General features: G+C 63.3%; 24 protein-coding genes. 8 read left to right on the top strand and 16 right to left on the bottom strand.

What is annotated here, in order from left to right:
• Nucleotides 1-10: 10 nt before the first annotated feature.
• Both CP49_RS01425 and pdhA read right to left on the bottom strand, forming a co-directional pair.
• Nucleotides 11-991 carry an alpha-ketoacid dehydrogenase subunit beta gene (locus CP49_RS01425; RefSeq protein WP_057848546.1) on the bottom strand — a complete coding sequence of 327 codons (981 nt, stop codon included), beginning with the start codon at nucleotides 989-991 and terminating at the stop codon, nucleotides 11-13.
• A complete protein-coding gene (gene pdhA / locus CP49_RS01420; RefSeq protein WP_057848513.1) occupies nucleotides 984-2,069 on the bottom strand; it encodes a pyruvate dehydrogenase (acetyl-transferring) E1 component subunit alpha in 1,086 nt (361 codons plus the stop codon). Before pdhA ends, CP49_RS01425 begins: the two co-directional genes overlap by 8 nt.
• A 174-nt stretch (nucleotides 2,070-2,243) precedes the next feature.
• Here pdhA and CP49_RS01415 point away from each other — a divergent pair, with 174 nt between their 5' ends.
• Nucleotides 2,244-2,462: a hypothetical protein gene (locus CP49_RS01415; RefSeq protein WP_057848512.1), complete on the top strand. Its 219-nt coding sequence runs from the start codon at nucleotides 2,244-2,246 to the stop codon at nucleotides 2,460-2,462.
• 46 nt (nucleotides 2,463-2,508) lie between these two features.
• On the opposite strand, the gene CP49_RS01410 is transcribed toward CP49_RS01415, so the two are convergent.
• Entirely contained in the window at nucleotides 2,509-3,375 is an 867-nt protein-coding gene (locus CP49_RS01410; RefSeq protein ID WP_057848511.1) for a cell envelope integrity EipB family protein, read from the bottom strand.
• Nucleotides 3,376-3,627: 252 nt separating this feature from the next.
• Between CP49_RS01410 and CP49_RS01405 the strand changes: the two genes are divergently transcribed.
• The 4 genes from CP49_RS01405 (at nucleotide 3,628) to CP49_RS01390 (ending at nucleotide 6,677) form a co-directional block, all read left to right on the top strand.
• Complete coding sequence (locus CP49_RS01405) at nucleotides 3,628-4,095, top strand: RidA family protein (RefSeq protein WP_057848510.1); 468 nt, start codon at nucleotides 3,628-3,630, stop codon at nucleotides 4,093-4,095.
• Nucleotides 4,096-4,109: 14 nt separating this feature from the next.
• Complete coding sequence (locus tag CP49_RS01400) at nucleotides 4,110-4,862, top strand: glycerophosphodiester phosphodiesterase family protein (protein WP_057848509.1); 753 nt, start codon at nucleotides 4,110-4,112, stop codon at nucleotides 4,860-4,862.
• Between the two features lie 106 nt (nucleotides 4,863-4,968).
• Nucleotides 4,969-6,207, top strand: coding sequence for a GNAT family N-acetyltransferase (locus CP49_RS01395; RefSeq protein ID WP_057848508.1), 1,239 nt, complete (start codon nucleotides 4,969-4,971; stop codon nucleotides 6,205-6,207).
• A 50-nt stretch (nucleotides 6,208-6,257) separates the two neighbouring features.
• A complete protein-coding gene (locus CP49_RS01390) occupies nucleotides 6,258-6,677 on the top strand; it encodes an HIT family protein (protein WP_057848507.1) in 420 nt (139 codons plus the stop codon).
• A gap of 17 nt (nucleotides 6,678-6,694) precedes the next feature.
• Here the strand turns inward: CP49_RS01390 and tsaA are convergent, their stop codons facing one another.
• The 4 genes from tsaA to CP49_RS01370 form a co-directional block, all read right to left on the bottom strand.
• Nucleotides 6,695-7,186 carry a tRNA (N6-threonylcarbamoyladenosine(37)-N6)-methyltransferase TrmO gene (gene tsaA / locus CP49_RS01385; protein WP_057848506.1) on the bottom strand — a complete coding sequence of 164 codons (492 nt, stop codon included), beginning with the start codon at nucleotides 7,184-7,186 and terminating at the stop codon, nucleotides 6,695-6,697.
• Between the two features lie 59 nt (nucleotides 7,187-7,245).
• Nucleotides 7,246-7,590 carry an AzlD domain-containing protein gene (locus CP49_RS01380; RefSeq protein ID WP_057848545.1) on the bottom strand — a complete coding sequence of 115 codons (345 nt, stop codon included), beginning with the start codon at nucleotides 7,588-7,590 and terminating at the stop codon, nucleotides 7,246-7,248.
• Nucleotides 7,587-8,330 (bottom strand): AzlC family ABC transporter permease, encoded by a 744-nt coding sequence (locus CP49_RS01375; RefSeq protein WP_057848505.1) that lies wholly within the window; start codon nucleotides 8,328-8,330, stop codon nucleotides 7,587-7,589. Before CP49_RS01375 ends, CP49_RS01380 begins: the two co-directional genes overlap by 4 nt.
• Before the next feature lie 214 nt (nucleotides 8,331-8,544).
• Entirely contained in the window at nucleotides 8,545-9,483 is a 939-nt protein-coding gene (locus CP49_RS01370; protein WP_245310439.1) for a lytic transglycosylase domain-containing protein, read from the bottom strand.
• 239 nt (nucleotides 9,484-9,722) lie between these two features.
• On the opposite strand from CP49_RS01370, the gene CP49_RS01365 reads away from it, so the two are divergent.
• Nucleotides 9,723-10,079 carry a PilZ domain-containing protein gene (locus tag CP49_RS01365; RefSeq protein WP_057848503.1) on the top strand — a complete coding sequence of 119 codons (357 nt, stop codon included), beginning with the start codon at nucleotides 9,723-9,725 and terminating at the stop codon, nucleotides 10,077-10,079.
• A 79-nt stretch (nucleotides 10,080-10,158) separates the two neighbouring features.
• Here CP49_RS01365 and clpA read toward each other — a convergent pair whose 3' ends face one another.
• From clpA to CP49_RS01350, 3 genes are all read right to left on the bottom strand, one after another.
• Nucleotides 10,159-12,570: an ATP-dependent Clp protease ATP-binding subunit ClpA gene (gene clpA / locus CP49_RS01360; RefSeq protein ID WP_057848502.1), complete on the bottom strand. Its 2,412-nt coding sequence runs from the start codon at nucleotides 12,568-12,570 to the stop codon at nucleotides 10,159-10,161.
• Between the two features lie 269 nt (nucleotides 12,571-12,839).
• Entirely contained in the window at nucleotides 12,840-13,172 is a 333-nt protein-coding gene (gene clpS / locus CP49_RS01355) for an ATP-dependent Clp protease adapter ClpS (protein ID WP_057848501.1), read from the bottom strand.
• Between the two features lie 579 nt (nucleotides 13,173-13,751).
• A complete protein-coding gene (locus CP49_RS01350) occupies nucleotides 13,752-14,090 on the bottom strand; it encodes a phasin family protein (RefSeq protein ID WP_057848544.1) in 339 nt (112 codons plus the stop codon).
• 401 nt (nucleotides 14,091-14,491) lie between these two features.
• On the opposite strand from CP49_RS01350, the gene CP49_RS01345 reads away from it, so the two are divergent.
• Entirely contained in the window at nucleotides 14,492-16,354 is a 1,863-nt protein-coding gene (locus CP49_RS01345) for a D-alanyl-D-alanine carboxypeptidase (protein ID WP_057848500.1), read from the top strand.
• Nucleotides 16,355-16,613: 259 nt separating this feature from the next.
• Here CP49_RS01345 and CP49_RS01340 read toward each other — a convergent pair whose 3' ends face one another.
• The 5 genes from CP49_RS01340 to CP49_RS01320 form a co-directional block, all read right to left on the bottom strand.
• Nucleotides 16,614-17,339: a DnaJ domain-containing protein gene (locus CP49_RS01340; protein WP_057848499.1), complete on the bottom strand. Its 726-nt coding sequence runs from the start codon at nucleotides 17,337-17,339 to the stop codon at nucleotides 16,614-16,616.
• A 67-nt stretch (nucleotides 17,340-17,406) separates the two neighbouring features.
• Nucleotides 17,407-18,171, bottom strand: coding sequence for a vWA domain-containing protein (locus CP49_RS01335; RefSeq protein WP_057848498.1), 765 nt, complete (start codon nucleotides 18,169-18,171; stop codon nucleotides 17,407-17,409).
• Nucleotides 18,172-18,275: 104 nt separating this feature from the next.
• On the bottom strand, nucleotides 18,276-19,175 hold the full coding sequence (locus CP49_RS01330) for an alpha/beta fold hydrolase (protein WP_057848497.1): 900 nt from the start codon (nucleotides 19,173-19,175) through the stop codon (nucleotides 18,276-18,278).
• Nucleotides 19,176-19,484: 309 nt separating this feature from the next.
• Nucleotides 19,485-19,775: an MmyB family transcriptional regulator gene (locus CP49_RS46865; RefSeq protein ID WP_057902959.1), complete on the bottom strand. Its 291-nt coding sequence runs from the start codon at nucleotides 19,773-19,775 to the stop codon at nucleotides 19,485-19,487.
• Between the two features lie 65 nt (nucleotides 19,776-19,840).
• A complete protein-coding gene (locus CP49_RS01320; RefSeq protein WP_057848495.1) occupies nucleotides 19,841-20,767 on the bottom strand; it encodes a division plane positioning ATPase MipZ in 927 nt (308 codons plus the stop codon).
• Between the two features lie 326 nt (nucleotides 20,768-21,093).
• Here CP49_RS01320 and panC point away from each other — a divergent pair, with 326 nt between their 5' ends.
• Nucleotides 21,094-21,945 carry a pantoate--beta-alanine ligase gene (gene panC / locus CP49_RS01315; RefSeq protein WP_057848494.1) on the top strand — a complete coding sequence of 284 codons (852 nt, stop codon included), beginning with the start codon at nucleotides 21,094-21,096 and terminating at the stop codon, nucleotides 21,943-21,945.
• Nucleotides 21,946-21,963: 18 nt separating this feature from the next.
• On the opposite strand, the gene CP49_RS01310 is transcribed toward panC, so the two are convergent.
• The gene (locus tag CP49_RS01310) at nucleotides 21,964-22,404 is read right to left on the bottom strand and encodes a DUF1489 family protein (RefSeq protein ID WP_057848543.1); all 441 of its coding nucleotides are present in this window, start codon (nucleotides 22,402-22,404) and stop codon (nucleotides 21,964-21,966) included.
• Nucleotides 22,405-22,421 lie beyond the last annotated feature (17 nt).

Genomic DNA, 22,421 nt, shown 5'->3' with positions numbered 1-22,421 from the left:
CCGCTGAACATCAACTGAACTGGCAGGCCTTTCGCGCGGCCGCGATGATACGAGCGACCGATGGCATCATGTGCTGCTCAAGCCGGGCCATCGGAATCACCGTATCGTAGCCGGTGACGCGAGCTACAGGTGCGAGCAGAGAGGTCAGGCTGCGTTCGGCGATCAGCGCGGCGATCTCGGCTCCGAATCCGCCGGTGCGCGTCGCCTCGTGCACGATGATGCAACGCCCGGTTTTTGCCACCGAACCGAGCACCGTGACTTCGTCGTAGGGTTTGAGCGTGGCGAGATCGACGACCTCGGCTGTGATGCCCTCGACGGCGAGCGCGTCGGCAGCCGCCATGGTTTCCTTCAGCATCGCCCCCCAGCTAATCAGCGTGACGTCGCGGCCTTCCCGCAGGACAAAGGCAACATCCAGCGGCAAAGCCTCGCCGTTGTCTTCCACCTCGCCTTTCGCCGCGCGGTAGATGCGGGTCGGTTCCAGAAACACCACCGGATCGGGATCGCGGATCGCGGCGAGGAGCAGTCCGTATGCGCGTTCCGGCGACGAAGGAATGACAACGCGCAAGCCGGGGATATGGGCGAGCATTGCCTCGGTGCTTTCGGAATGATGCTCGGGCGCGCGGATGCCGGCGCCATGCGGCGTGCGCAGAACCATGGGACAGGTGAGCCGTCCCTGGCTGCGGTTGCGGATTCGGGAAGCGTGGTTCACCAGTTGATCGATGCAGGGATACAGAAATCCCATAAACTGGATCTCGCCGACGGGTTTCAACCCCTGCGCCGCCATGCCGACACAGAGTCCGCTGATCAGGAGCTCGGCAAGCGGCGTATCGAGGACGCGCTCCGGCCCGAAACGCGTTTGCAGCCCGACTGTCGCGCGGAAGACGCCGCCATTGATGCCGACATCCTCGCCAAGCACGATCACATCAGGATCATCCTCCATCGCGCGGGCGAGCGCCAGATTGACGGCTTCGACCAATGTCACCTCAGACATCACCCTCTCCCGCGAGTTCGCGGCGCTGCGCGGCATAGACCTCGGGCAGTTCGGCATAAAGATGATCGAACATGGTTTCGGGTCGGCGCGGCTCTGTTGCCAGGTACCGCTCGACCGCTGCCTCGACGCGCTCATGGCACTCCGCGGCAAGCCGTTCCTCCTCCGCCTTGCTCCACATTTTTTGGCCGACGAGGAAGGCTCTCAACCGTGCAATCGGCTCTTCCTTCCAACGTGCCTGAACTTCTGTCTCCTGACGATAGCGTGATGCGTCGTCAGAGGTTGTGTGATCGCCGAGCCGGTAGGCGAGCGCCTCGATAAAGCGCGGCCCTTGGCCGTCGCGGGCCGCGGCAACGGCTTCTTCCGCCGCGGCGCGCACCGCCACCACGTCGCTCCCGTCCACCTGCTCGCCGATGAACCCGGCGGCGATGGCCTTCTGCGCCAGGGTTTCGCAACCGGTCTGCAGCCGTAAGGGTACGGATATGGCCCATTGATTGTTGGTAGCGACGAACACCACCGGCAATTTGTGCACACCGGCAAAATTCATCGCTTCGTAGACATCGCCCTTCGAGGTGGCGCCGTCGCCGAACAGGCATACGGCCACGCGCGGCTCCTTACGCAGCTTGAAGGCATAGCCAACCCCAGCGGCATGCGGCGCCTGCGATCCCACCGGAACGCAAAACGGGAAATCCTGGACCGGTCCGGAGAAGTGATTGCCCCGCTCGTCGCCGCCCCAGAACAGCAGAATCTCTTCCAGCTTGACGCCGCGCCAGATCAGCGCGCCGTTATCCCGATAGGAAGGCAGCAGCACGTCTTCTTCCCGCATCGCACTGGCTATGCCGACGGACACCGCCTCCTGGCCGAGCGAAACGGCATAGGTCCCAAGCCGGCCCGTGCGCTGCAATGCGACAGCCTTTCGGTCAAAATTGCGCAGCAGCACCATCGCGCGATAGAGCGAGACCAGCAGGTTTGCATCGGAGGCGAACGCAGGGAGCGGCCGGTTTATCGAGCCGTCTGGCGCGAGGTAATTGCGGTGGCGCACTTCAAAGCGCGCGATCACCGGGAGCCCACCGTCTGCCATTTTCTTACTGGCCACGTCATCGCTCCCTGAGCGATTCTGCATCCCACAGTTCGTAATTGGTGCTGGGCCGGCGCAATACAAGATGGGTGCGCCCAATCGCATAGCCATTGCTGCACCGCGGCCCTCAGCCTTTACCGTCGTGGAAAAAGCACAGCGTCAGTGGTATATCCAGGCATGGCAAATGGTCAGGTCGTCCTCGTAACAACTGAACCGTTGGGAGGCGGTTCACCCGTTCGCTCGGTCTACTATGTGGCTGAACAGGATCCGGCAAAGGCCGAGGCAATTATCGCCGCAATGATGGCCCCGAACGAAAAGGTCGAAGCCTGGGGTCCGCTTCCGGAGCCAGCCGTCAAGGCGCTCGGATTGAAGCCCGGCGACTTCACGCACGGATGACATCAAGCGAACGTCCGGGACGCGGGGGTGCGGACCGGCGATGCGCTTACTTACACGGCTTGGAATCCCTGACGTCGAACCGGCCCATCGCGCCCGCAATCACGAAATCGTTGTAGTCGAGCACCAGCGCGCGGGAGACGCCGTTCTCGAACAGCTCGAACGACATCGCGTAAACCGGCGTCTGCTCGCCGTCTTTCGCCTTGGCGTCGCGGTCGTAATAGCTCACGGTCACGGGCCAGCGGGTCAGCGTCTTCATCTGGTCGTTGGCTGTCGAGGGATCGGGCGATGCGATGCTGCGGCTGCCCGGGATCGGCTGACCGATCACCGACAGCGTATTGTAGACCTTCTCGCCATTGTCGGAGCCGTCATAGACCATCAGCTCCAGCACCGATTTACCCTCGCGGGCCGCAGCGATGATGTGCTTGATCTGCTCGGTCGGGAACACGATCTTGCCGTCGAGCTCGAACGTCTTCGCAACCGGCTGCTTCAGCTTTACCGTGATGCGGTCGCCGGCCCGCTCCGCCACGCCGTCGATCGGCGCGGAGTCGGCATCGTTCATGCGGGTGTCGATCTTGAAGCGATAGCTCTTGCCGGAAGCGTCTTCCCAGGAGCGCGAGCGAAGATCGCTCAGTGTCAGCTTGCCCTCGCCGCTGTCGAGTTCGGACACTTGGCGGAATTCGGACGTGTAGCCTTCGCAGGCGCTGCCCGAGAAATTGTAGAGAATGCGCCCGCGTGCCCCTGATATCGCGTTGGTCCCGCGCGACTTGACCAGTTTCAGTTCGTACAGCGCCTGATGGGCGAGAAACGGCCCGCTTGCGCCTGCCAGCGCCGGTCCGCCTGCGTAGCCGGATATCAAGGTCGCGGCAACCGAGAGCGCCAAAGCGCGGACCGGAATCGGGAACGAGCTAGCCATGTCTAGTTTTTTCCTCGAGGGAGATTCGATTACATTAGTGACGGCTCCATTGCGTCGCAACTAGGGCGGCGCCACAAAAACGCAAGAATTAGCGGCCGAAGCGCCCCGCTTTTCGGCAATTTTCCAGCGGGATTCGTTTCGATCGCCAGCGCGGGACACAGATCGACCGTCGCTTGCAACCAACGGCGCGATGCGCGAAACAATGCGGCCTGATCGCAGGTCAGGACAATCAAATCAAGCGGGGACAAAAACATGGCGGGTACAGTCGAACAGAAGCTGGCGGCACAAGGCATCGTTCTGAACGAGCCCCGCACCCCCATGGCGAACTACGTCGGCTTCGTGCGTACCAGCAACCTGCTGTTCGTCTCCGGCCAAGTGTGCGCCAATGCGGAAGGCAAGCTGATCGCCAAAGGCAAGCTAGGTGCCGGCGTCACCATCGACCAGGGCTACGCCGCGGCGCAGTGCTGTGGCGTCAACCTGCTGGCTCAGGTCAAGGCGGCGCTTGGCGATCTCGACAAGGTCGTGCGCGTAGTCAGGCTCGGCGGCTTCATCAATTCCGCGCCCGACTTCCTCGACGGGCCCAAGGTGCTCAACGGCGCCTCCGACCTGATGGTCACGGCGTTCGGCGACAAGGGCCGGCATGCCCGCACCACCGTAGGCGTCGCCTCCCTGCCCTCGGATGCCGCCGTCGAGGTGGACGCCATCTTCGAGGTGTCCTGAGCGGAGCGCACCTCATGCGTGCTCCGGACTGGCTGACGGCGCGTCCGGTCGCCCACCGCGGCCTGCATGATATTTCGCGCGGCATTGTCGAAAACATGCCGGCGGCCGCGCAGGCCGCCGTCGACGGCAATTTCGCCATCGAATGCGACATCCAGCTTTCGTCGGATGGCGAAGCAATGGTGCATCATGACAACGCGCTCGGCCGCCTCACCGAGGGTTCGGGCGCGCTGCTCGGCAAGACCGCGGCCGAACTCAAGGCTGTCAGCTTCAAGAACACGCCGGAGCGGATGATGACGCTCGGCGATCTCTGTTCGCTCGTCGCCGGCCGCGTACCGCTGGTGATCGAGGTCAAAAGCCATTTCGACGGTGACCGCCGGCTGGTGAAACGGATGGCGGAGGTGCTCGCCTCGTATGACGGCCCTGCGGTCGGCATGTCGTTCGACCCGGACCAGGTGGTAGCGCTGCGTGAACTGATCCCCGGCCGCGCCCGCGGCATCGTGGCGGAGCGCGAATATACCGCCGAGGAATGGCCGGAAGCCTCGATGGAGCAGCGCCGAGGCATGACGCATCTGCGTCACGCGTTCTGGAGCCGGCCGCATTTCGTTGCCTATTGGGTGAACGAATTACCGGCGGCCGCCCCCTGGATCGCCCGCAATATCTTCGGCCTGCCGCTGCTCGCCTGGACCGTGCGCACGCCCGAGCAGCGCACGCGCGCCGCGCGCTATGCCGATCAGATGATCTTCGAGGAGTTCCTGCCGGGAACCTGATGCGCAGCCGCCGACCTTGAACTCGCCCGCCCGATGCACGATCTTTGCAGGGCGTTGGTCACATGGCGATGGCTGATCGCATGATGGGACCGGTTTGAATTTCTAGATGGCGTCATCCGAAATCACCCTCGAAGCCGTCCCCTCCGTCAGCGACATCAAGGCTGCGGATTGGGACGCCTGCGCCAATCCCATCGCGGACCCGAACAGCCTCGAAAACCTCGACACGCTGGCTGCAACCGGGTCTCGAAGCGATACTTGCAGGCCCGTCTATAACCCATTCGTTTCTCATGCATTTTTCTCGGCCGCCGAAGCCTCCGGCTCAGCCAGCGCCCGCACCGGCTGGGGTCCGCGGCATCTCCTGGCGCGGCTCGGCGGCGACATCGTCGGCATCGTGCCCTGCTATCTGAAATCGCATTCGCAGGGCGAATACGTCTTCGACCGCGGCTGGGCAGATGCCTATGAGCGCGCCGGCGGACGCTATTACCCAAAACTGCAGGCCTCGGTGCCCTTCACCCCCGCGACCGGACCCCGGCTGCTGATCCGCGACGGCGTCGACCGCGAGCGGATCGGCTCGGCGCTCGCGAGCGGGCTGATGGCGCTGTGCGACGCCACCAACGCCTCCTCGGTGCATGTGACCTTTGCCCGCGAGGCGGAAGCGAAGCTTTTGGGCCAGCACGGCTTCCTGTTGCGGAACGACCAGCAGTTTCACTGGCACAATGCCGGCTACGGCACTTTTGACGATTTCCTGACCTCGCTGAACTCGCGCCACCGCAAGGCGATCAAGCGCGAACGACGCGAAGCCACCGCGGCCGGGATCACGATTCACCATCTGACCGGGGCTGATATCACCGAGGACGCCTGGGACGCGTTCTTCGCGTTTTACATGGAGACCGGCTCGCGCAAATGGGGCCGGCCTTATCTTACCCGAAAATTCTTCTCGCTGATCGGCGAGAGCATGAGCCGCGACGTGCTGCTGGTAATGGCCAAGCGCAACGGCCACTGGATCGCAGGCGCCATCAATTTCATCGGCTCGGATACGCTATTCGGCCGCAACTGGGGTGCGATCGAGCATCACCCGTTCCTGCATTTCGAGGTCTGCTACTACCAGGCGATCGACTTTGCGATCCAGCGCGGCCTCAGGATCGTCGAGGCCGGCGCGCAGGGCGAGCACAAGCTGGCGCGCGGCTACCTGCCACAAACCACCTACTCCGCGCACTTCATCGCCGATCCCGATTTGCGGCGCGCGATCGCGGATTATCTGAAACGCGAGCGCGCCTATGTGGCCGAGGTTGGGCGCGAGCTGGCGGAAGCCGGACCGTTCCGCAAAGCAGCCGACGAGGCTTGACCTGTTCGATGAGCGACGTGAAATTGCGACCAAACCTCGAGGGAAGAACCATGCCCGCCTATGACGCCAACAACCCCTTCGCAAAAATCCTGCGCGGCGAGTTTCCCTGCCACAAGGTTTACGAGGACGAGCATGTCTTGGCGTTCCTCGACATCATGCCACGCTCGCCGGGCCATACGCTGGTGATCCCGAAAGTCCCTGCCCGCAACATCCTCGACATCACGCCTGAAGATTACGCGCATGTCGCGCGCGCCGCCCACAAGATCGCCGCCGCCGCCATAAAGGTCTTCAATGCCGACGGCATCACCGTGCAGCAATTCAACGAGCCCGCCGGCGGGCAAGTCGTGTTTCATCTGCACATGCACGTGATGCCGCGCCACGACGGCGTCGCGCTATTGCCGCCCGCGAGCCGCAAGGAAGATGTGAAAGTGCTGGAAGACAACGCGACCAAGCTGGCGGCGGCGCTATAGCGCTTCCGTAGCAGGTCTCACTCCGTCTCGAAATCGCCTGCCTGCGGCGGCGCCAGCGGCGTAAATTCGCAGCGGTCGGGCTTGACGTCGAGCAGCGGCGTTTCGTCGAGGCAGTCGAGGCCGCGCACCAGGATCGTGTTGCCTTCGATCTTGACGAACTTCACGATCGAGGTGCCGATCGGGTTCGGCCGCACCGGCGATCGCAGCGAGAACGTGCCGCGGGTTTTCTGGTTGTTCTTCGGGCTTTGCAGCACCAAATCGCGACGCGACTGGTGCAGCCAGTAAATCACTTCGAGATTTTCATAGAAGTCGACGCCCTTGATCGCGGGCACCCAGGGTTCGAAAATCTCGAGCCGGCAGACCGGACCGTCGTGGCGACCCTGCCGTGGCGTTTCCAGGCGCGACTTCCAGGGCGTGCGGATGCGGCCGATATAGACCAACCCGGCGTCGCGGGCCGGCGGCATGTCGACGGTGAGTTCACCCTCGCGGATTTCGCTTTCTCGAACCATTTCCAAACCCAGTGAGATTCCCGTGCGCCGGACAGTAGCGGATTATCCACCACCTGCAATCAACCGAGCCACCATTTCCCGGCCAGCAGCACGATCTCGCCAGAGACTACGCCGGCAAAGATAGAGCGTCGCGTCAGCATGAATACTGCAAAGCCGGCCGCGACCGCACCATAACGCAGCCAGTCCGGCACGCCGGCCAGCGCGCCCGGCGGCTGCACCAGGATTTGCGCGATGACGCCGGCGAGGATCGCGGTCGCCACCGCCCTCACCCACACCAGGACTTCGGAGCCCTCATCGACGCCGGCGCCGAACCACAGCCCGGCCATGCGCCAGACCTCGTTGGGCAGGAAGCCCGCAAGGACCAGGACCAACAGCGCGTGCGGACTTCCGAAAAACTCGCTCATGCGCGCGCCCTCTCCCGCCACCAGTGCGCGCCATAGGCAATGGTACCGGCGGTGACGCCGCTGATCAGGATATCGACGCCGGTATGCAGCATCGACACCAGCGGAAACAGCGCGATCCCGAGCACCAGCGCCAGTATGTCTGATATCTGCCGGCAGTTGCGCGCGGTCGAAAGCAGGAACGCGAGCGGCGTCAACAACAGGATCGCCGCTGCAAACAGCGGCGGCAGGTTGGCGGCGAGACCATAGCCGAGCGTGGTCGCGACCATGCACACGCTGACGAGGCCGCAGCCGAGCCCATGCGTGAATGCAATCCGCCGCTCGCGCGGCACCTTCGGCAACAGCCGGTAGCATTCGACCCACAGCGTGACCGCGATGAAATGCGTCACCAGCACGAGATGACGCCGCTTTGTCCGCGGCGTCTTCATCAGCGGTAGGACCGACACCACCATCGGAAACAGCCGGATCGCGCTCACCGTTACCGCAATCGCCGCCTGCACCGCGGTTGCGCCGGAGCCGAGCGTCGAGATCAGGATGATCTGCGCCGGACCCGCCCAGACCAACAGCGTGCTGCCGAGCACCCAGCCCAGGCTGAAATGGCTGTCATGGGCCAGCGCACCGATGCCGAGATAGGTCGCAAACAAGACCAGCGTCAGCACTGTGGACGCGACCGAGCTCATGCCCCATGCGAACGCGCGCAACGGGCTTTTCCATTGGGGGGAAGAGAGCGGAGGGAGCGACACGGGTGACCGGAGGATTGAATTGCCGCGGGGCATAGGGCTGATGAATGTGGGGCACGTCAAGCAAGCGAAGGCTCAGGGCCGCTATGAAAATACACGGCCGTCATTCCGGGGCGATGCGAAGCATCGAACCCGGAATCTCGAGATTCCCCGGTGCGCAATTGCGCACCTGAGGTCTGGTCCTTCGGACCATCCCGGAATGACGGAAGAAGCATTGTCACCCCGCCACGCCCCTATTCCTTAGCACAAAGCACGCCCCGCCCGCTTTGCGGATGCGGTTGCAGAGGTCGTCGGCCTCGCCGCGTGTGTCGGCGCCGAAGCGCACCTGGTAGAACGTCGCCGGGCCGCGGCTGCGCAGGCGCGAGGCGAGGATGCTGGGGTCGCGATTGCCGATCACGCTCGAAAGGCGCGAGACCGCGCGCCCATACATTGCGAGCGCCTTGTCGCGGGAAAAGCCGGCTGCGAGCTGCACGCCCCACACCTTCGCGGCGGCGAGCTTCACGCGCTGCTCCAGCCCGGCGATAAAGGGATTGGGCGCCTGTTTCAACAGCGCCATCAGTTCGCGGCAACTCGATGTCCGCGCGAGCTCCGGCATCTTGCCGCTTCGTCCCGCCGCGGCCCAATCCTCCACCGTGGAGCCGGTGATGGCGAGCACGTAGCTGCGGGTCTCCTGCGGCATCGGTCCGGTGCCGGCCAGCCATTCCTGCACCCGCCGTGGGCCGGCATTGTACGCCGCCGCCGCGAGCCCGAGATTGCCGAATTGCTCGCGCAACTCACCAAGAAACTCGGCCGACTTCGGCAGCGCCTGCACCGGATTGAAGGGATCGAGCAGGCCGCGTTCGTTCGCCGTTCCCGGCATGAACTGCGCAATCCCCTGTGCCCGCGCGCCGCTGCGCGTCACCGGCCCTACCGCGCCGGGTTGAAAGCGGCTCTCCTGCCAGATTACGCGCGCGAAATATTCCAACGGCAAGTTCGATGCCTTGGCCGCCGATTCGATCATCAGGCACATTGCCTCGCGCGCCTCACTCTCGCGCGCCTGACCGGCCGCCTTCTGAAGAGCTGTCGCGCTCGACCGCGTGGCCTCGCCCGCGTCCTCAGCGAACGCGTTCGCACATGAGGACAACAGCGACACCGTGCACCATAGGGCGCGAAGCAACCGACCTCTCGGCATGGCAGTTTGCAATCCAGGGGCGTGCAGTGGTGGAAACGTCAGTCAAACGATCATGGCTTGTCGCCGTTCCGCCGCAGCAGGCCGGCTTTTTGCGCTGCAATTGTTCCGAAATCCGCGCCATCGGAACCGCCGTTAATTTACGTTAACGCCGCATTTTGCGGCGGCCGGTCTTTTACGGGCAATAAAGCGGGGTAAAAGTCTCCCTGTTTCCTGGGAGATTTTCAATGCGGGACCGACGCGAGAGCGTGCGCGACAAGGTAATGTATGGCGGCGTCGCCGAGATCGGCGAACACGGCGCGACGCGCGAATGTATCGTCCGCAATATTTCCGATCACGGCGCGACCATCGAATTCAGCAACAACCTCCAGTTGCCGAAAGAGCAGCTCTCGCTGCGCATCGCGCGCAAGGGCCGCTCCTTCCTGGCCAAAGTGATCTGGTGGCGCGACAATTTCGTCGGCGTCGCATTCAGGGCGGAAAGCCCTGCCGAGCCGGTCTCCGACCTCGATGAACGGCTGCGCAGGAGCGAGATCAAGAAGCGACAGCTCCAGCGACAGATCGACGAATTGCTCGGCGAGCGCTGAGCGCCGCAACGCGCCACAGAAAAGGCCGGCTGTCGAGCCGGCCTTTTGCATTCTTCCGTGTCTCCCGGTCGAAGCGCGATCAGACCTTGACCAGCGGGCCCTTCGACGCTGGCCCCTTGGAGCCGCCGCCCCCGTTGGGGCCGCCCGGCTTCGGCTTGCGCTTGCGAGCGCCCGGCAGCTTTTCCGGCTTCGGCGTGACCGGTCCTTCGACGAACTCAAAGCCGATCTTGTCCTTGCCTTCGGCACTCGCCTCGTCCTTGACCAGCACGACGCGGACATGGCCGCCGCCCTTCAGCTGACCGAACAGCACTTCGTCCGCCAGCGGCTTCTTGATGTGCTCCTGGATCACGCGCGCCATCGGACGCGCGCCCATCTGCTCGTCGTAACCATGTTCGATCAGCCAGGCCTTGGCGGTCTCCGACAGCTCGATGGTGACGTCGCGGTCGGCGAGCTGCGCCTCGAGCTGCAGCACGAACTTCTCGACCACCATGCCGATGACGTCGGCATTGAGATGGGCGAACGAAACGATCGCGTCCAGCCGATTGCGGAATTCCGGCGCGAACTGGCGGTTGATCGCTTCGTGGTCGTCGCCTTCCCGCTTGTTGCGCGTGAAGCCGAAAGCCTGGCGCGCGAGGTCGGCGGCGCCCGCATTCGTGGTCATGATCAGGATCACGTTGCGGAAGTTGACCTGCTTGCCGTTGTGGTCGGTCAGCCGGCCGTGATCCATGATCTGCAGCAGCACGTTGTAGAGATCCGGATGCGCCTTCTCGATTTCATCGAGCAGCACCACGCAATGCGGATGCTGGTCCACGCCATCGGTCAAAAGGCCGCCCTGGTCGAAGCCGACATAGCCGGGAGGCGCGCCGATCAGGCGCGACACCGTATGCCGCTCCATATATTCGGACATGTCGAACCGAAGCAGCTCGACGCCGAGCGAGGCCGCAAGCTGTTTTGCCACTTCGGTCTTGCCGACGCCGGTCGGACCGGAGAACAGGTAGGAGCCGATCGGCTTCTCCGGCTCGCGCAGGCCGGCGCGCGCCAGTTTGATCGACGCCGACAGCGACTCGATCGCCTTGTCCTGGCCGAACACCACGCGCTTCAGCGTCTGCTCGAGATGCTTCAGCACCTCGGCATCGTCCTTCGACACGCTCTTGGGCGGAATCCGTGCCATGGTCGCGATCGTGGTCTCAATTTCCTTGATGCCGATGGTCTTCTTGCGCCTGTTCTCGGCGACCAGCATCTGCGCCGCGCCCGACTCGTCGATCACATCGATCGCCTTGTCCGGCAGCTTGCGGTCGTGGATGTAGCGCGACGACAATTGCACCGCCGCCTCGATCGCCTCGTTGGTGTATTTCAGCCGGTGATAATCCTCGAAATAGGGCTTGAGACCTTTGAGGATCGCGATCGCGTCTTCCACCGTCGGCTCGTTGACGTCGATCTTCTGGAACCGGCGCACCAGCGCGCGGTCCTTCTCGAAATGCTGACGGTATTCCTTGTACGTCGTCGAACCCATGCAGCGGATCGTGCCGGACGCTAGCGCCGGCTTGAGCAGGTTGGATGCGTCCATCGCGCCGCCGGAGGTGGCGCCGGCGCCGATCACGGTGTGGATTTCATCGATGAACAGGATGGCGCTCGGATGCGCCTCCAGTTCCTTCAGGACCTGCTTCAGGCGCTCCTCGAAATCGCCGCGGTAGCGCGTGCCAGCGAGCAGTGTGCCCATGTCGAGCGAGAACACGGTGGCGGTCGCAAGCACTTCCGGCACTTCGGAATCGACGATGCGCTTGGCGAGCCCTTCCGCGATCGCGGTCTTGCCGACGCCGGCCTCGCCCACGAACAGCGGATTGTTCTTCTGGCGGCGGCACAGCACCTGGATGGCGCGGTTGATCTCGGCATTGCGCCCGATCACCGGATCGATCTTGCCGTCACGCGCCTTCTTGTTGAGGTTGACGCAATAGGTTTCGAGCGCCTCGCCCTTCTTCTTGGCGTCCTCGTTGCCCTTGGTCTCGGTCTCCTCGTCGACGCCGCGCACGGGACGTGCTTCGGAAACGCCCGGCCGCTTGGCGATGCCGTGACTGATATAGTTGACCGCGTCGTACCGCGTCATGTCCTGCTCCTGCAGGAAATAGGCGGCGTGGCTTTCGCGCTCCGCGAAGATCGCGATCAGCACGTTGGCGCCGGTCACTTCTTCGCGACCGGAGGACTGGACGTGAATCACCGCGCGCTGGATCACGCGCTGGAATCCGGCGGTCGGCTTGGCGTCGTCGGCGCCATCGGTCACCAGATTTTCGAATTCGGTCTCAAGATAATTGACGAGGCTGGTGCGCAGCTTGTCGAGATCGACGCTGCAGGCGCGCATCACCGCCGCCGCATCCGAGTCATCGATCAGCGACAGCAGAAGATGTTCGAGCGTCGCGTACTGATGATGACGCTCGTTTGCAATCGCCAGCGCACGATGCAGGGATTGTTCAAGGCTTTGGGAAAAAGTTGGCATTCTCGTCCTCTATGGCCCCCGGTCATCATGATCGCCATTACCCGGTCAGGCAACAACAACCTTCGTCATTACCTGTCATATAGTTACGTAACGATCGTGGCGAAAGACCGGTTCCGCAGGCGTGGTTTTCCTCTAAATTCACGCGCCACGGCTGCACTGCGCGCCGCCTTCCCGAAAAACTACCGTGATACGGATCGCCTTCCGTCAGTCAGCAACCGATCATTGCAAGACCCGTTCCCTCTCCCGCCCGGGTCAAGCGCTATGCGCGGCTATTTTTTTTCCATCACGCACTGCAGGGGGTGCTGGTGCTTGCGCGCAAAATCCATCACCTGCGTGACTTTTGTCTCGGCAATCTCGTAGGTGAACACGCCGCACTCACCGATCCCGTGGTGATGGACATGGAGCATGATCTTGGTGGCCGCTTCGGCGTCCTTCTGGAAGAACTTCTCCAACACATGAACGACGAACTCCATCGGCGTGTAGTCGTCGTTCAGAATCAGGACACGATAAAGATTCGGACGCTTGGTCTTCGGCTTGACCTTGGTGATGACCGACGTCGACGGTCCACCGGTTCCGATATTGCGGTTCTCGTCATTGCTCATTCGGGGAGCAGAGGCGGATGACGTGGCCGGCACGGACGGACAAGCTTTGAAGGTTGACTGCAACATGGCTCAGGCGTTCGAATTCCAAAGGGGTGACCGGACGGCGTACCCTGGCCCACTCACGATCGGCTCTGGCGTGAGCCACCGCAGCGTATCCAGCAACGCTTTTTTCCAGATCGCCGCTCCCCGGTCCGACCCGATGGCCGGGTCGGCACCTCGGAATATGGGTCCGCCGCCAGATCGCCGCAAGCGCATTGACGCTGCCTGGCGAGACCCGCGGCCGGCCCGATTCCCGGCTCGGCTATCCGGACCCAAGGTTAATCGTTTCTGTCGGTTTTGACAAAGGACCCCGACTGCCCGTTTCGACGAGCGGCCAGTCGCCGGCCAGGCTGCGCTTCGCGAAAATAGCCGCGAGCCGTCGCGGCTACCCAAGAAAAAAGCCCGGCCGCAACGGCCGGGCTTTTAATTTCGAATGCGTATTGGCTTTCAAGCGAAGTGGAAACCGGTTCGCGCGAAAGAAAAAACGCGTCAAATAGGGCGTGTTCGGTTCCGATCCAATCGGAACCGAAGCCTCGTGAATTAGTGCGCGGCCGGCGTGAACTTCGCGACCAGGCCCTCGTAGGGCTTGAAGGTCTGCTTGGCGAGATCGGTGTAGAGACCCGCGATCTTCTGCGATTCCGCGACGAACGTCTCGTAGGAAGAACGCGCGAATTCGGTCTGCGCCTCGAGCGCCTTGTCCAGCGACTTCACGCCGGAAAGCTTTTCAACGAACGACTTGGTCTCTTCGAACGATTTCTTGGCGTAGTCGCCATAGGCGGTTGCGATCGCCTGAACGCCGCTCTGCAGGTTGCTCGCGGAAGCGGCAACCGATTCGAGATGCTCTTTTCCGTAGCTCTGAATGTCTTCAACCTTAACCATCATGGAGTCCTTTCCCAGACTGCAGGTGCAAACCGATTGCCGGGAGGTCCCGGCCCCCTGACATCCCCGATATATGTGCACTGCACAATAAAGTCAACAAAATGTTGTGCGACGCACAAATATGGCCAATTAGCGCAAAAATCCGGGGTCTTACGCAACGGTTAATTAATCTTTTGGAAACTCGCTCCGCCTAACCTGATTCCTGGACTTGTTCGCCTTCCGGCAGACAGCCTGAAAGCTGTTTCTGAACAGTATCTTAGCTAGAAAAGCGACCTGATCGGCCAACCGGGCCGCGCGTAAAGGCCGGATCGGTAATCCGAGCAGGGAGACATCGGCGGCGGGTGGGCACAATTTTGCCTCACGAGCCGGTGATCAAGACAGAAATTGGGACGGGGAAGTAAATGCTTCGTACAACCTTGGCTTCCTCGCGCGCGTTACGAGTGTGCGCCCTCGGGCTCATTACCTTCACCACGGCAATTCTGATCAGCAGCGAGAGCGCCGAAGCGCGCCGCCACAAGCATCGTCGCCACCACCATGTCGTGCGGGAAAGCTACAGCCCCCAATTCTCTTCCATCGTCGTCGACGGCAATTCAGGCGCGGTGCTCTCCTCGAACAATCCCGACGGCATCCGCCGACCGGCGTCGCTGACCAAGATCATGACGCTCTATCTGCTGTTCGAGCGCCTCGACGCCGGCAAGATGAAGCTGGATACCGAGATGGAAGTCTCGGAGCATGCTTCCGAGCAGGCGCCGACCAAGCTCGGCTTGCGCCCGGGCCAGACGCTAAAGGTCGAGGACGCCATCAAGGGCCTCGTGACGCGTTCCGCCAACGACGCCGCCGTGGTGGTCGCCGAAGCGATTGCCGGCGATGAAGCCGAATTCGCCAGGTTGATGACGCGCAAGGCGCGCGCGCTTGGCATGAGCAAGACCACCTATCGCAACGCGTCCGGCCTGCCCAACGACGAACAACTGACCACGGCACGCGATCAGGCCACGCTTGGCCGTGCGATCCAGGATCGCTTCCCGCGCTACTACCGGTACTTCGCCACCTCGGTGTTCAATTATCGGGGACAGTCGATCCGCAACCACAATCGCCTGCTCGGCAATGTCGAAGGCGTCGATGGCATCAAGACCGGCTACACCCGCGCCTCCGGCTTCAACCTTGTAAGCTCGATGCGCCGCGGCAACCGCCACCTCATCGGCGTGGTGCTGGGCGGCCGCAGCGGCGGTTCGCGCGACGCCACCATGCGCAACCTGCTGGCCGAAAACCTCGACAAGGGCGCCACCAAGCGCACCATCGCCGCGATCACCGAGCGCAATCCCGCTGACGGCACCGTCGATGTGGCCGAAGCCGCGACCGCTTCACGTCCGGCCGAGGCGGTTCAGGCCGGCGGCCCCGTCGCCGCTGGCGAACCGGGGCTCGCCGCCATGCCCGTGACCCGGTCGATTGCCCCGGCAAAACCATCACTGATGGCGGCGGCCGCTGCAGCCCTGCCCCCGCCGCCCGCCAAGGTCGAACAGAACAAATTCGAGCCGCAAGCCAAGCCCGAACCCGCCCCGTTGACCAGCGGCGTGATCCAGACCCAGCCGATCTCAGCGATCCCGGGCTCGGCCGAGCCGATGAAGCCGGTGAAGGTCAAGACGGTTCAGGTCAAGGCCGGGCCGATGAAGCTGGCGTCAGCCGGCGGCTCGCAGCCGGTAGCACCGCCGGTCACCAATGCCATCCCGGCCCGCCCCGAAATCGCCGAGACCTCCAGCGCCGTTGTGGCGAAGGCAGCCGAGACCAAAGCTGAAGCTGCCAAGGAAGCTCTCAGGGCAGCCATGCCGCAGCAGCCGGCCGGCCACGGCACCGGAAACGGCGTGCTCGGGGTGTTGCCCGCGTCCAGTCTGGCACATGCCCCCTCGCAAGCCCCACACGTGCAGGCGCTGGCCTATGCCGATCCGGCGCCCCGCGCCCAGCCGCAGGCCGCGCAACAGAACGACGCCGTCAAGCCACCTGCCGCGTCGGCAGTGGTTCGTAGCGGCTGGATCGTCCAGGTCGGCGCGCTCGAAAGCGAAAGCGAAGCCAAGCAGCGGATCGATCTCGCCCGGACCAAGGCCAGCACCCTGCTCGGCAAGGCCGATCCCTTCACCGAGCCGGTCGTGTCCAAGGACAACCGTACCCTGTTTCGCGCCCGCTTCGCCGGTCTCGATCGCGATCAGGCCGAAGCGGTGTGCCGCACGCTCAAGCGCGCCGACATTTCCTGCATGACCGTTCGCAACTGATCCGGACATCCCGCTGAGATTCGCAAAGCCGGCGCCCCCAGCGCCGGCTCTGTTGTTTTCACAGCACAGTCGTGACGGCTTTCGCATGATCACGCCCGATGCGGCCGGCGAAAACTTCTCGTCAAGAATTTACGGTTAAGTTTCCCTGCAATGAACGATCGACCACGCCGGACAACGGCGGGCGATGTGGGGCGTCAGTCAGAGAATGACAGGTAAGCAACTCTCGGTTTGTAGCGTCGGTGGCGTGAGCCGGAGTTAGCTAGAGATGCGTGCGAAGAAGGGTATCCTTGGCCTCGTTTACACGGGCAGCGAGGTACGTCGAGCCCCCCTGGTCGGGATGCAGTTTCTTCATCAGGGCGCGGTGCGCCCGGCTGATGTCGTCGCGCCCCGCCCCCGGCTGCAGGCCAAGGATCTGATAGGCCTCCTCGTCCGTCATTTTTCCAGTCGCCGCCGTGCGGCGCTGCCCCCCTGCCGTATCGCCTTGCGCGTTCTGACGCCAAGCGGGAAACCGGCGGTCAAGATAGCTTTCAAGTAAGGCGACGCTCTCGGCGTCGAAGGCCGCTGTCATCGCGATCAATTGCGGCAGGTCGAATTCGTCGAGCGAGCGGCCGGCATTCGGTCCGTCCACGATCCGGCCCGACAATTCGCCACTGTCGTGATCGAGGCGCATGTCGAGAAACTGCGAGCGGACGCGCGAGGCTTGCCCTGACGAACGCTGCGCGCCGCCGCCGAAGATCCCGCCGATATTGCTGAAGCCACCCGGCCCGAACGGCGACCAGCCGAGCAGGCCGGCGCCGAAGATGCCGAGCGGGATCGCAACCGCAAGCTCGCCGCGCAGCCCGGTGAAGGCCGCAACCGCCAGCGCTATCACGCCGCCCACGATCTTGATCACGCGCGCGAGCACGATCGGGTTGGCCGCACGAAACATCTGCAGCAGCAAGTACAGAACGACAACGGCGACGACGCCGGCAATCAGGGTTGGCATGGGTCTAATATAGCGGCACCGGCGCCGAAAAGCATGGCGCTCGGCGCGGTGGCAACCAAAGTCGTAATCACTTCATCTGGCCGATCAACGCGGCCGCACCGCTGGTGGTTTTCGATAGCGCCAGCAGCGCTTCGCGCCCGCCGGCGGCATAGGCTGCAGCGGCGCGCAGGAGCTCGCGCAACTGCGCCGCGGCGCCGGGATCGAACCTGCACCATGCGCCGCCGGTGAGCCGCGCAATCTCGCGGAACGCCTGTTCGGCAACGGCGTCATGGCCTTCCTGAAACATGAAGACTGGAACCTTGAGCAGGCCGAGCTCGCCGGCCTTGGCGCAGAGATCGTCGACGGCCTCTTCCATGGCGTCGCCGACGAACACCACGGCGCGCACGCCGGACGCCACCGCCTCGCGGCGCGCCTCCGACAGCACCTTGCCGATTTGGGTGTTGCCGCCCTGGCAACCGATCTTGCTCATCAACCTTGCCAGTTGCGCGGAATCGGAGATCCAGCCCGTGGCACGGCATTCATTGAAACCGCGGTAATAGACCAGCCTTATGTCGAGGCTGCCGAGCGAGGCCGCCTCGCGAAACATGTCGGCCTGCAGCGCGCAGGCCATGTCCCAGGTCGGCTGCCGGCTCATGGTGGCGTCGAGCGCAAACACCAGCTTTCCCTTGGCACCCGGGCGGTGCGGCGACATTGCGCGCGCTTTCGCCACGAAGGCCGCGATGTCTTCCGACGCCGACGGCTTGGCCTCCGGCAATGGACCGCCATCACGTGCCTCAGCCTTTGCCGAAGCAACATCGCCTGCCGATTTTGGCTTGATAGGTTCGCCGGCCATGAGCGCTCGCGAGTATGTAGCAAGCTCTATGTGGGACGGTGCACGGCGCCGGTCAATGCGCCGGACGGTGGCGCAGCCGCAAACGCACGCTAGCGGTCAGTTGCCTAGTTCGTGACGGGCTTGTTCTTCGGCGCCGGATTGCTGGCCAACGGCACGGACAGCGGCACCGGTCCCGGGCTGCTGGTCAGAACGTCAGGTATCTTGGTCGGCACGGGCTTCAGCGTGCTGCTCTTGTCGGATTCGTCGAGGAACTTGTCGAGCATCGACCGGATCGAGGATTTGGCGGCGTCAGGCCCAGTGTCCCGCATGTCATTATGCTGGAAGCCAGTGTTCACGACCGTGATCCCGGCCTGCTCGCACTGCTCGTCGTCAGGCACGACGCCGGGGTCCGGCTTGAACTGCGTATCCTTGGAACGGAACGACAGGATCTTGAATTTGCCTTCAGTCAGGAACGGCACGCGCAGATTGTCCAGCGTCACGACTTTCTTGATCTCGTCGGGGTACTGCTTGGCGAAATACATCGTGATGTCGCCGCCCATCGAATGGCCGACCATCGTCACCTTCTCATAGTCGGCGTTGGGCTGAACCTTCTTCATTTTGTGGATGGCGAAATGGATGTTGGCCACGCCGCGCTGAATTTGCGGCAGACGGCCGACATAGATCTCGCCGACCTTGGTCACCATCGGCGGGTCGGTCGGCAGATCGTGCTGCGGGCTGACCGCAAGGTAGCCGCGCCAGGCGAAGACGTTTGCAAGGAACGAGTATTCGGTGTGCTTGACGGTATTGCCGTGATTGAGGATTGCAACCGGCAGCTTGATCAAGCCGGCATTGGCCTGCATTTCCTTGTCACGGCGAACAGCAACGTTAACCGCCACCAGGCGGTTGTCGCGGTCGGGATCGTGGAATGCAATCGTCTCGTGCCTAATCGCCCACTTGCTCGCGGTGAAATACGCGACAGCGACCAGCACCGAGAGTGAAAGCAGAACGAGAATTCCACGTTTCATATTTGTCCTCGCGCCCCGCTAGGGGCTATCCCTGTTTCTGAGACTCTTTCGGTCCCTTGTTGATGATATATGTCACGATGGCGTGACATAAAGGCCAAATGTTGTGTATTGACCGCCTGATCATTGTGCGGCGCACCTATCCATTGGGCAGGCCGCTCAATCCCCACAATTTGACCCGTTTTTCCTTACGACGCCTCCATTCAAACATTGGTTCGAGGGCAAGATAAAAGTCTAATGAAACGTGATGCTGCAGAATTGGTTCCCGGGAACCTTCGCTGGACGGTGTAACAATACCAATCAATCAGGGGTCTAAACCGTCGTGTAGATGACGAGCTTTAGTGCCGGGTCATCGTTGGCCTGGAAGCTCGCATACCCGAGTTTCAGCCGGCCCTTCTTAGGATGGGTCAAGGATTTCCGTCCTGCCGCGACGCCGCTGACGTCATGGGCCTCCCACCAGCCTGCAAATTCGGGACAGCCTTCCCGCAGCCGCGCCAACAGGTCGCGAAAGGCAGGGTCGCCGGCCCACAGGGCGACCATGCGCCAGGCCTCGTCCGCCCATGACGCACCGAACACCGCCGGGGTCGCGGGATTGCCTCCCACAGCGATCCTTTCAAGATGACGGTGATCCAGCCGCGATAGGCCGGCAACTCGGCCGTGGATCGAGGTCAGGCGCTGATGATGACGTCGTGGATTTCGAGCGGCTTGTCGACCTGGGTGAACCATTCGGCGCGATTGGCGGCGCGGCGGCGGCCGCGCTCGTCGAGCGGCAGCTTGAGCTGGCGGAGCAGGCTGGTCACCTCCTCGCGCGCCGTCACATGGCCCATGCTGGGCCGCGTGCCGAGCGTGGCCTCGTCGATGTCGTCCAGCGCCGTCAGTCCGCGCGGGAAGAATTCGCGGTAGACCACCCGCTCGGCAAACCCGTCGATCGAACGGAAGCCGAGCCGCAGTGAAAGGTCCTTCAGGCTGTCGGCGACGAGCTGCTTGTTGCGCGAGCCGATCATCGACAGGCGGTTGCGCACCACGATCCAGTCGGTGGTGGAACCGTCGAGCTGGCGGCGCTTGCGCCTAGTGTCGCGGACCATCTCCGCATAATGGCTTTCGCCGGTCACGGAATAGGTCGCCGGGTCGACGGTGCCGAGCACGTCGAAATCAAGGAAGCTGTCGTTGATCGGGGTCACCAGGGTGTCGGCCATCGAATGCGCCAGCCGCATCAGATAGGAGTCCGAACCCGGCGTATCGATGACAATGAAGTCGAAGGCGCGCTCCACCGTGCTGACCGCCTCGGCGAACTGCTGGAATTCGGAATTTTCATTGTCGGCGATCTGCATCGTCTCGCCGAGCTTGATGCAGTAATGCACCGGCATTTCGAGATCGAGACCGGTGCGGCGCGCCCACGCGCTCCGGTTGGCGATGTAGCGGGTGAAACTCCGCTGACGGCAGTCGAGATCGATGGTGGCGACGCGCTGCCCGGCCTTCATCAGGGCAACAGCGATGTGCAGGGCGGTGGTGGATTTTCCGGAACCGCCCTTCTCGTTGCCGAGCACGACGACATGCGCCGAACCGAATTGACCCTGACTCGCCTGAACCAACATGATTCAACCCCCACACGATATCTTCAAAGCACGCGCCGCTTCGCGTCAAGTGAAATGCGCGACGACGCATTCAGTTCGCTCGCAGTGTGTCTTTAATCATGAATCCGGAAGGCGAAGGATGTCGCTTCGCTGCAACGATCGGCCTGCATTCGAGTCAACCAGACGGCGGCGTACGCCTGCCCTCGTGTTGAGCTGCCGCAGGCTTGCCGCTTCCGAGCAACCTTGGCGGCAATGCTCTGGCCTTATAAGGTCGGCGCGCCCGCCGCGAGAAGCTTGGGAGCGCCGCTCCCCTCACCCCGTCAGAAGCTGCAAGAGATCGAGGCCAGATGTCGCGAAGTCCCATGGTCATCCGTACCGTTCCCGCATTGCGCCGCGCCGTCGAGGCCTTGCGCGCCCGAAAGGCCACCGTCGCGCTGGTGCCGACCATGGGAGCGCTTCATGACGGACATGTGTCGCTGGTGCAGCTCGCCAGGCGACGCGCACAGAAAGTCGTCGTCTCGATCTTCGTTAATCCGACGCAGTTCGCGCCGACGGAGGATTTCGGTTCGTACCCGCGCACCTTGAAGGCCGACCTTGCCCGGCTCACCGCCGAAAAGGTCGACCTGATCTGGAATCCGGACGTCAAGGCGATGTACCCGGACGGCTTCGCCACCCGCATCGTGCCCGAAGGTCCGGCCACCGCCGGCCTCGAGGATCGTTTCCGGCCGCACTTCTTTGGCGGCGTCGCCACCGTGGTCGGCAAGCTGTTCACGCAAGTCCGGCCGGACGTCGCGATCTTCGGCGAGAAGGATTTTCAGCAATTGCGGGTGGTGACGCAGATGGCCGCCGATCTCGACCTCGGCGTCAAGGTGATCGGCTCGCGCACCGTGCGGGAACGCGACGGGCTGGCGATGTCCTCGCGCAACGTCTACCTCTCGCCCGAGGAACGGCAGATCGCGCCGACGCTCTATCGCGCCATGAAGGAAAGCGCCAAGCGGCTGAAGGCCGGCGGCGATTTCGAGGCCGCGATGGAAGCCGGCCGCGAGCTGATCACCGCCGCCGGCTTCGCGCTGGATTATTTCGAGGCCCGTCACGCCGGGACGCTGGGGCCGATTACGTCGATGAAGGAAGGACCGGTGCGGATCCTCGTCGCCGCAAAGCTCGGCACGACGCGCCTGATCGACAACATCGGGGTCTAGGCGACGGCCGCAGCTTACTCAGAGCAGCCCCAGATCGCGCAATTCGCGCCGCATCGGTTCCGGCATCGCCGCCACGCTGGCGGCGGAGGATTTGGTGAGGTCCGGTGGCGCGGCATCCTCGGTCAGATAGCGCCAGCCCTGGAACGGCCGCATCGGCCGCGGCGAGACCGCAAATACCTTGGGCTGCATCACCAGGCGGCACCGTCCGATACCGTCCTTGTCGCGGAACGGCTCGATCGCAATGATCTTTTCGCGCGCGGCGATTTCACCCTTGATCACCCAATAGAGCGACCCGCCCGCGAGGATCTCGCCGTCGCGCTTCGGCGTCATCCGGGTGATGTGGACGTGCCGGAGCGGCAGACCCTTTTTCTTGGCGGTTGCCATCCGTTCGGCAACCCAGCCTTTGAGTTCTTTGACCGACTCGCAGCCGACGGCAAGCTTGATGAGATGAAGCGGCATGATCCCGCCGATGTAGC

It is taken from the genome of Bradyrhizobium valentinum (genome assembly GCF_001440405.1).
GTDB classification, from domain to species: Bacteria; Pseudomonadota; Alphaproteobacteria; order Rhizobiales; family Xanthobacteraceae; genus Bradyrhizobium; species Bradyrhizobium valentinum.
This window is presented reverse-complemented; position numbering and strand designations above follow the sequence as displayed.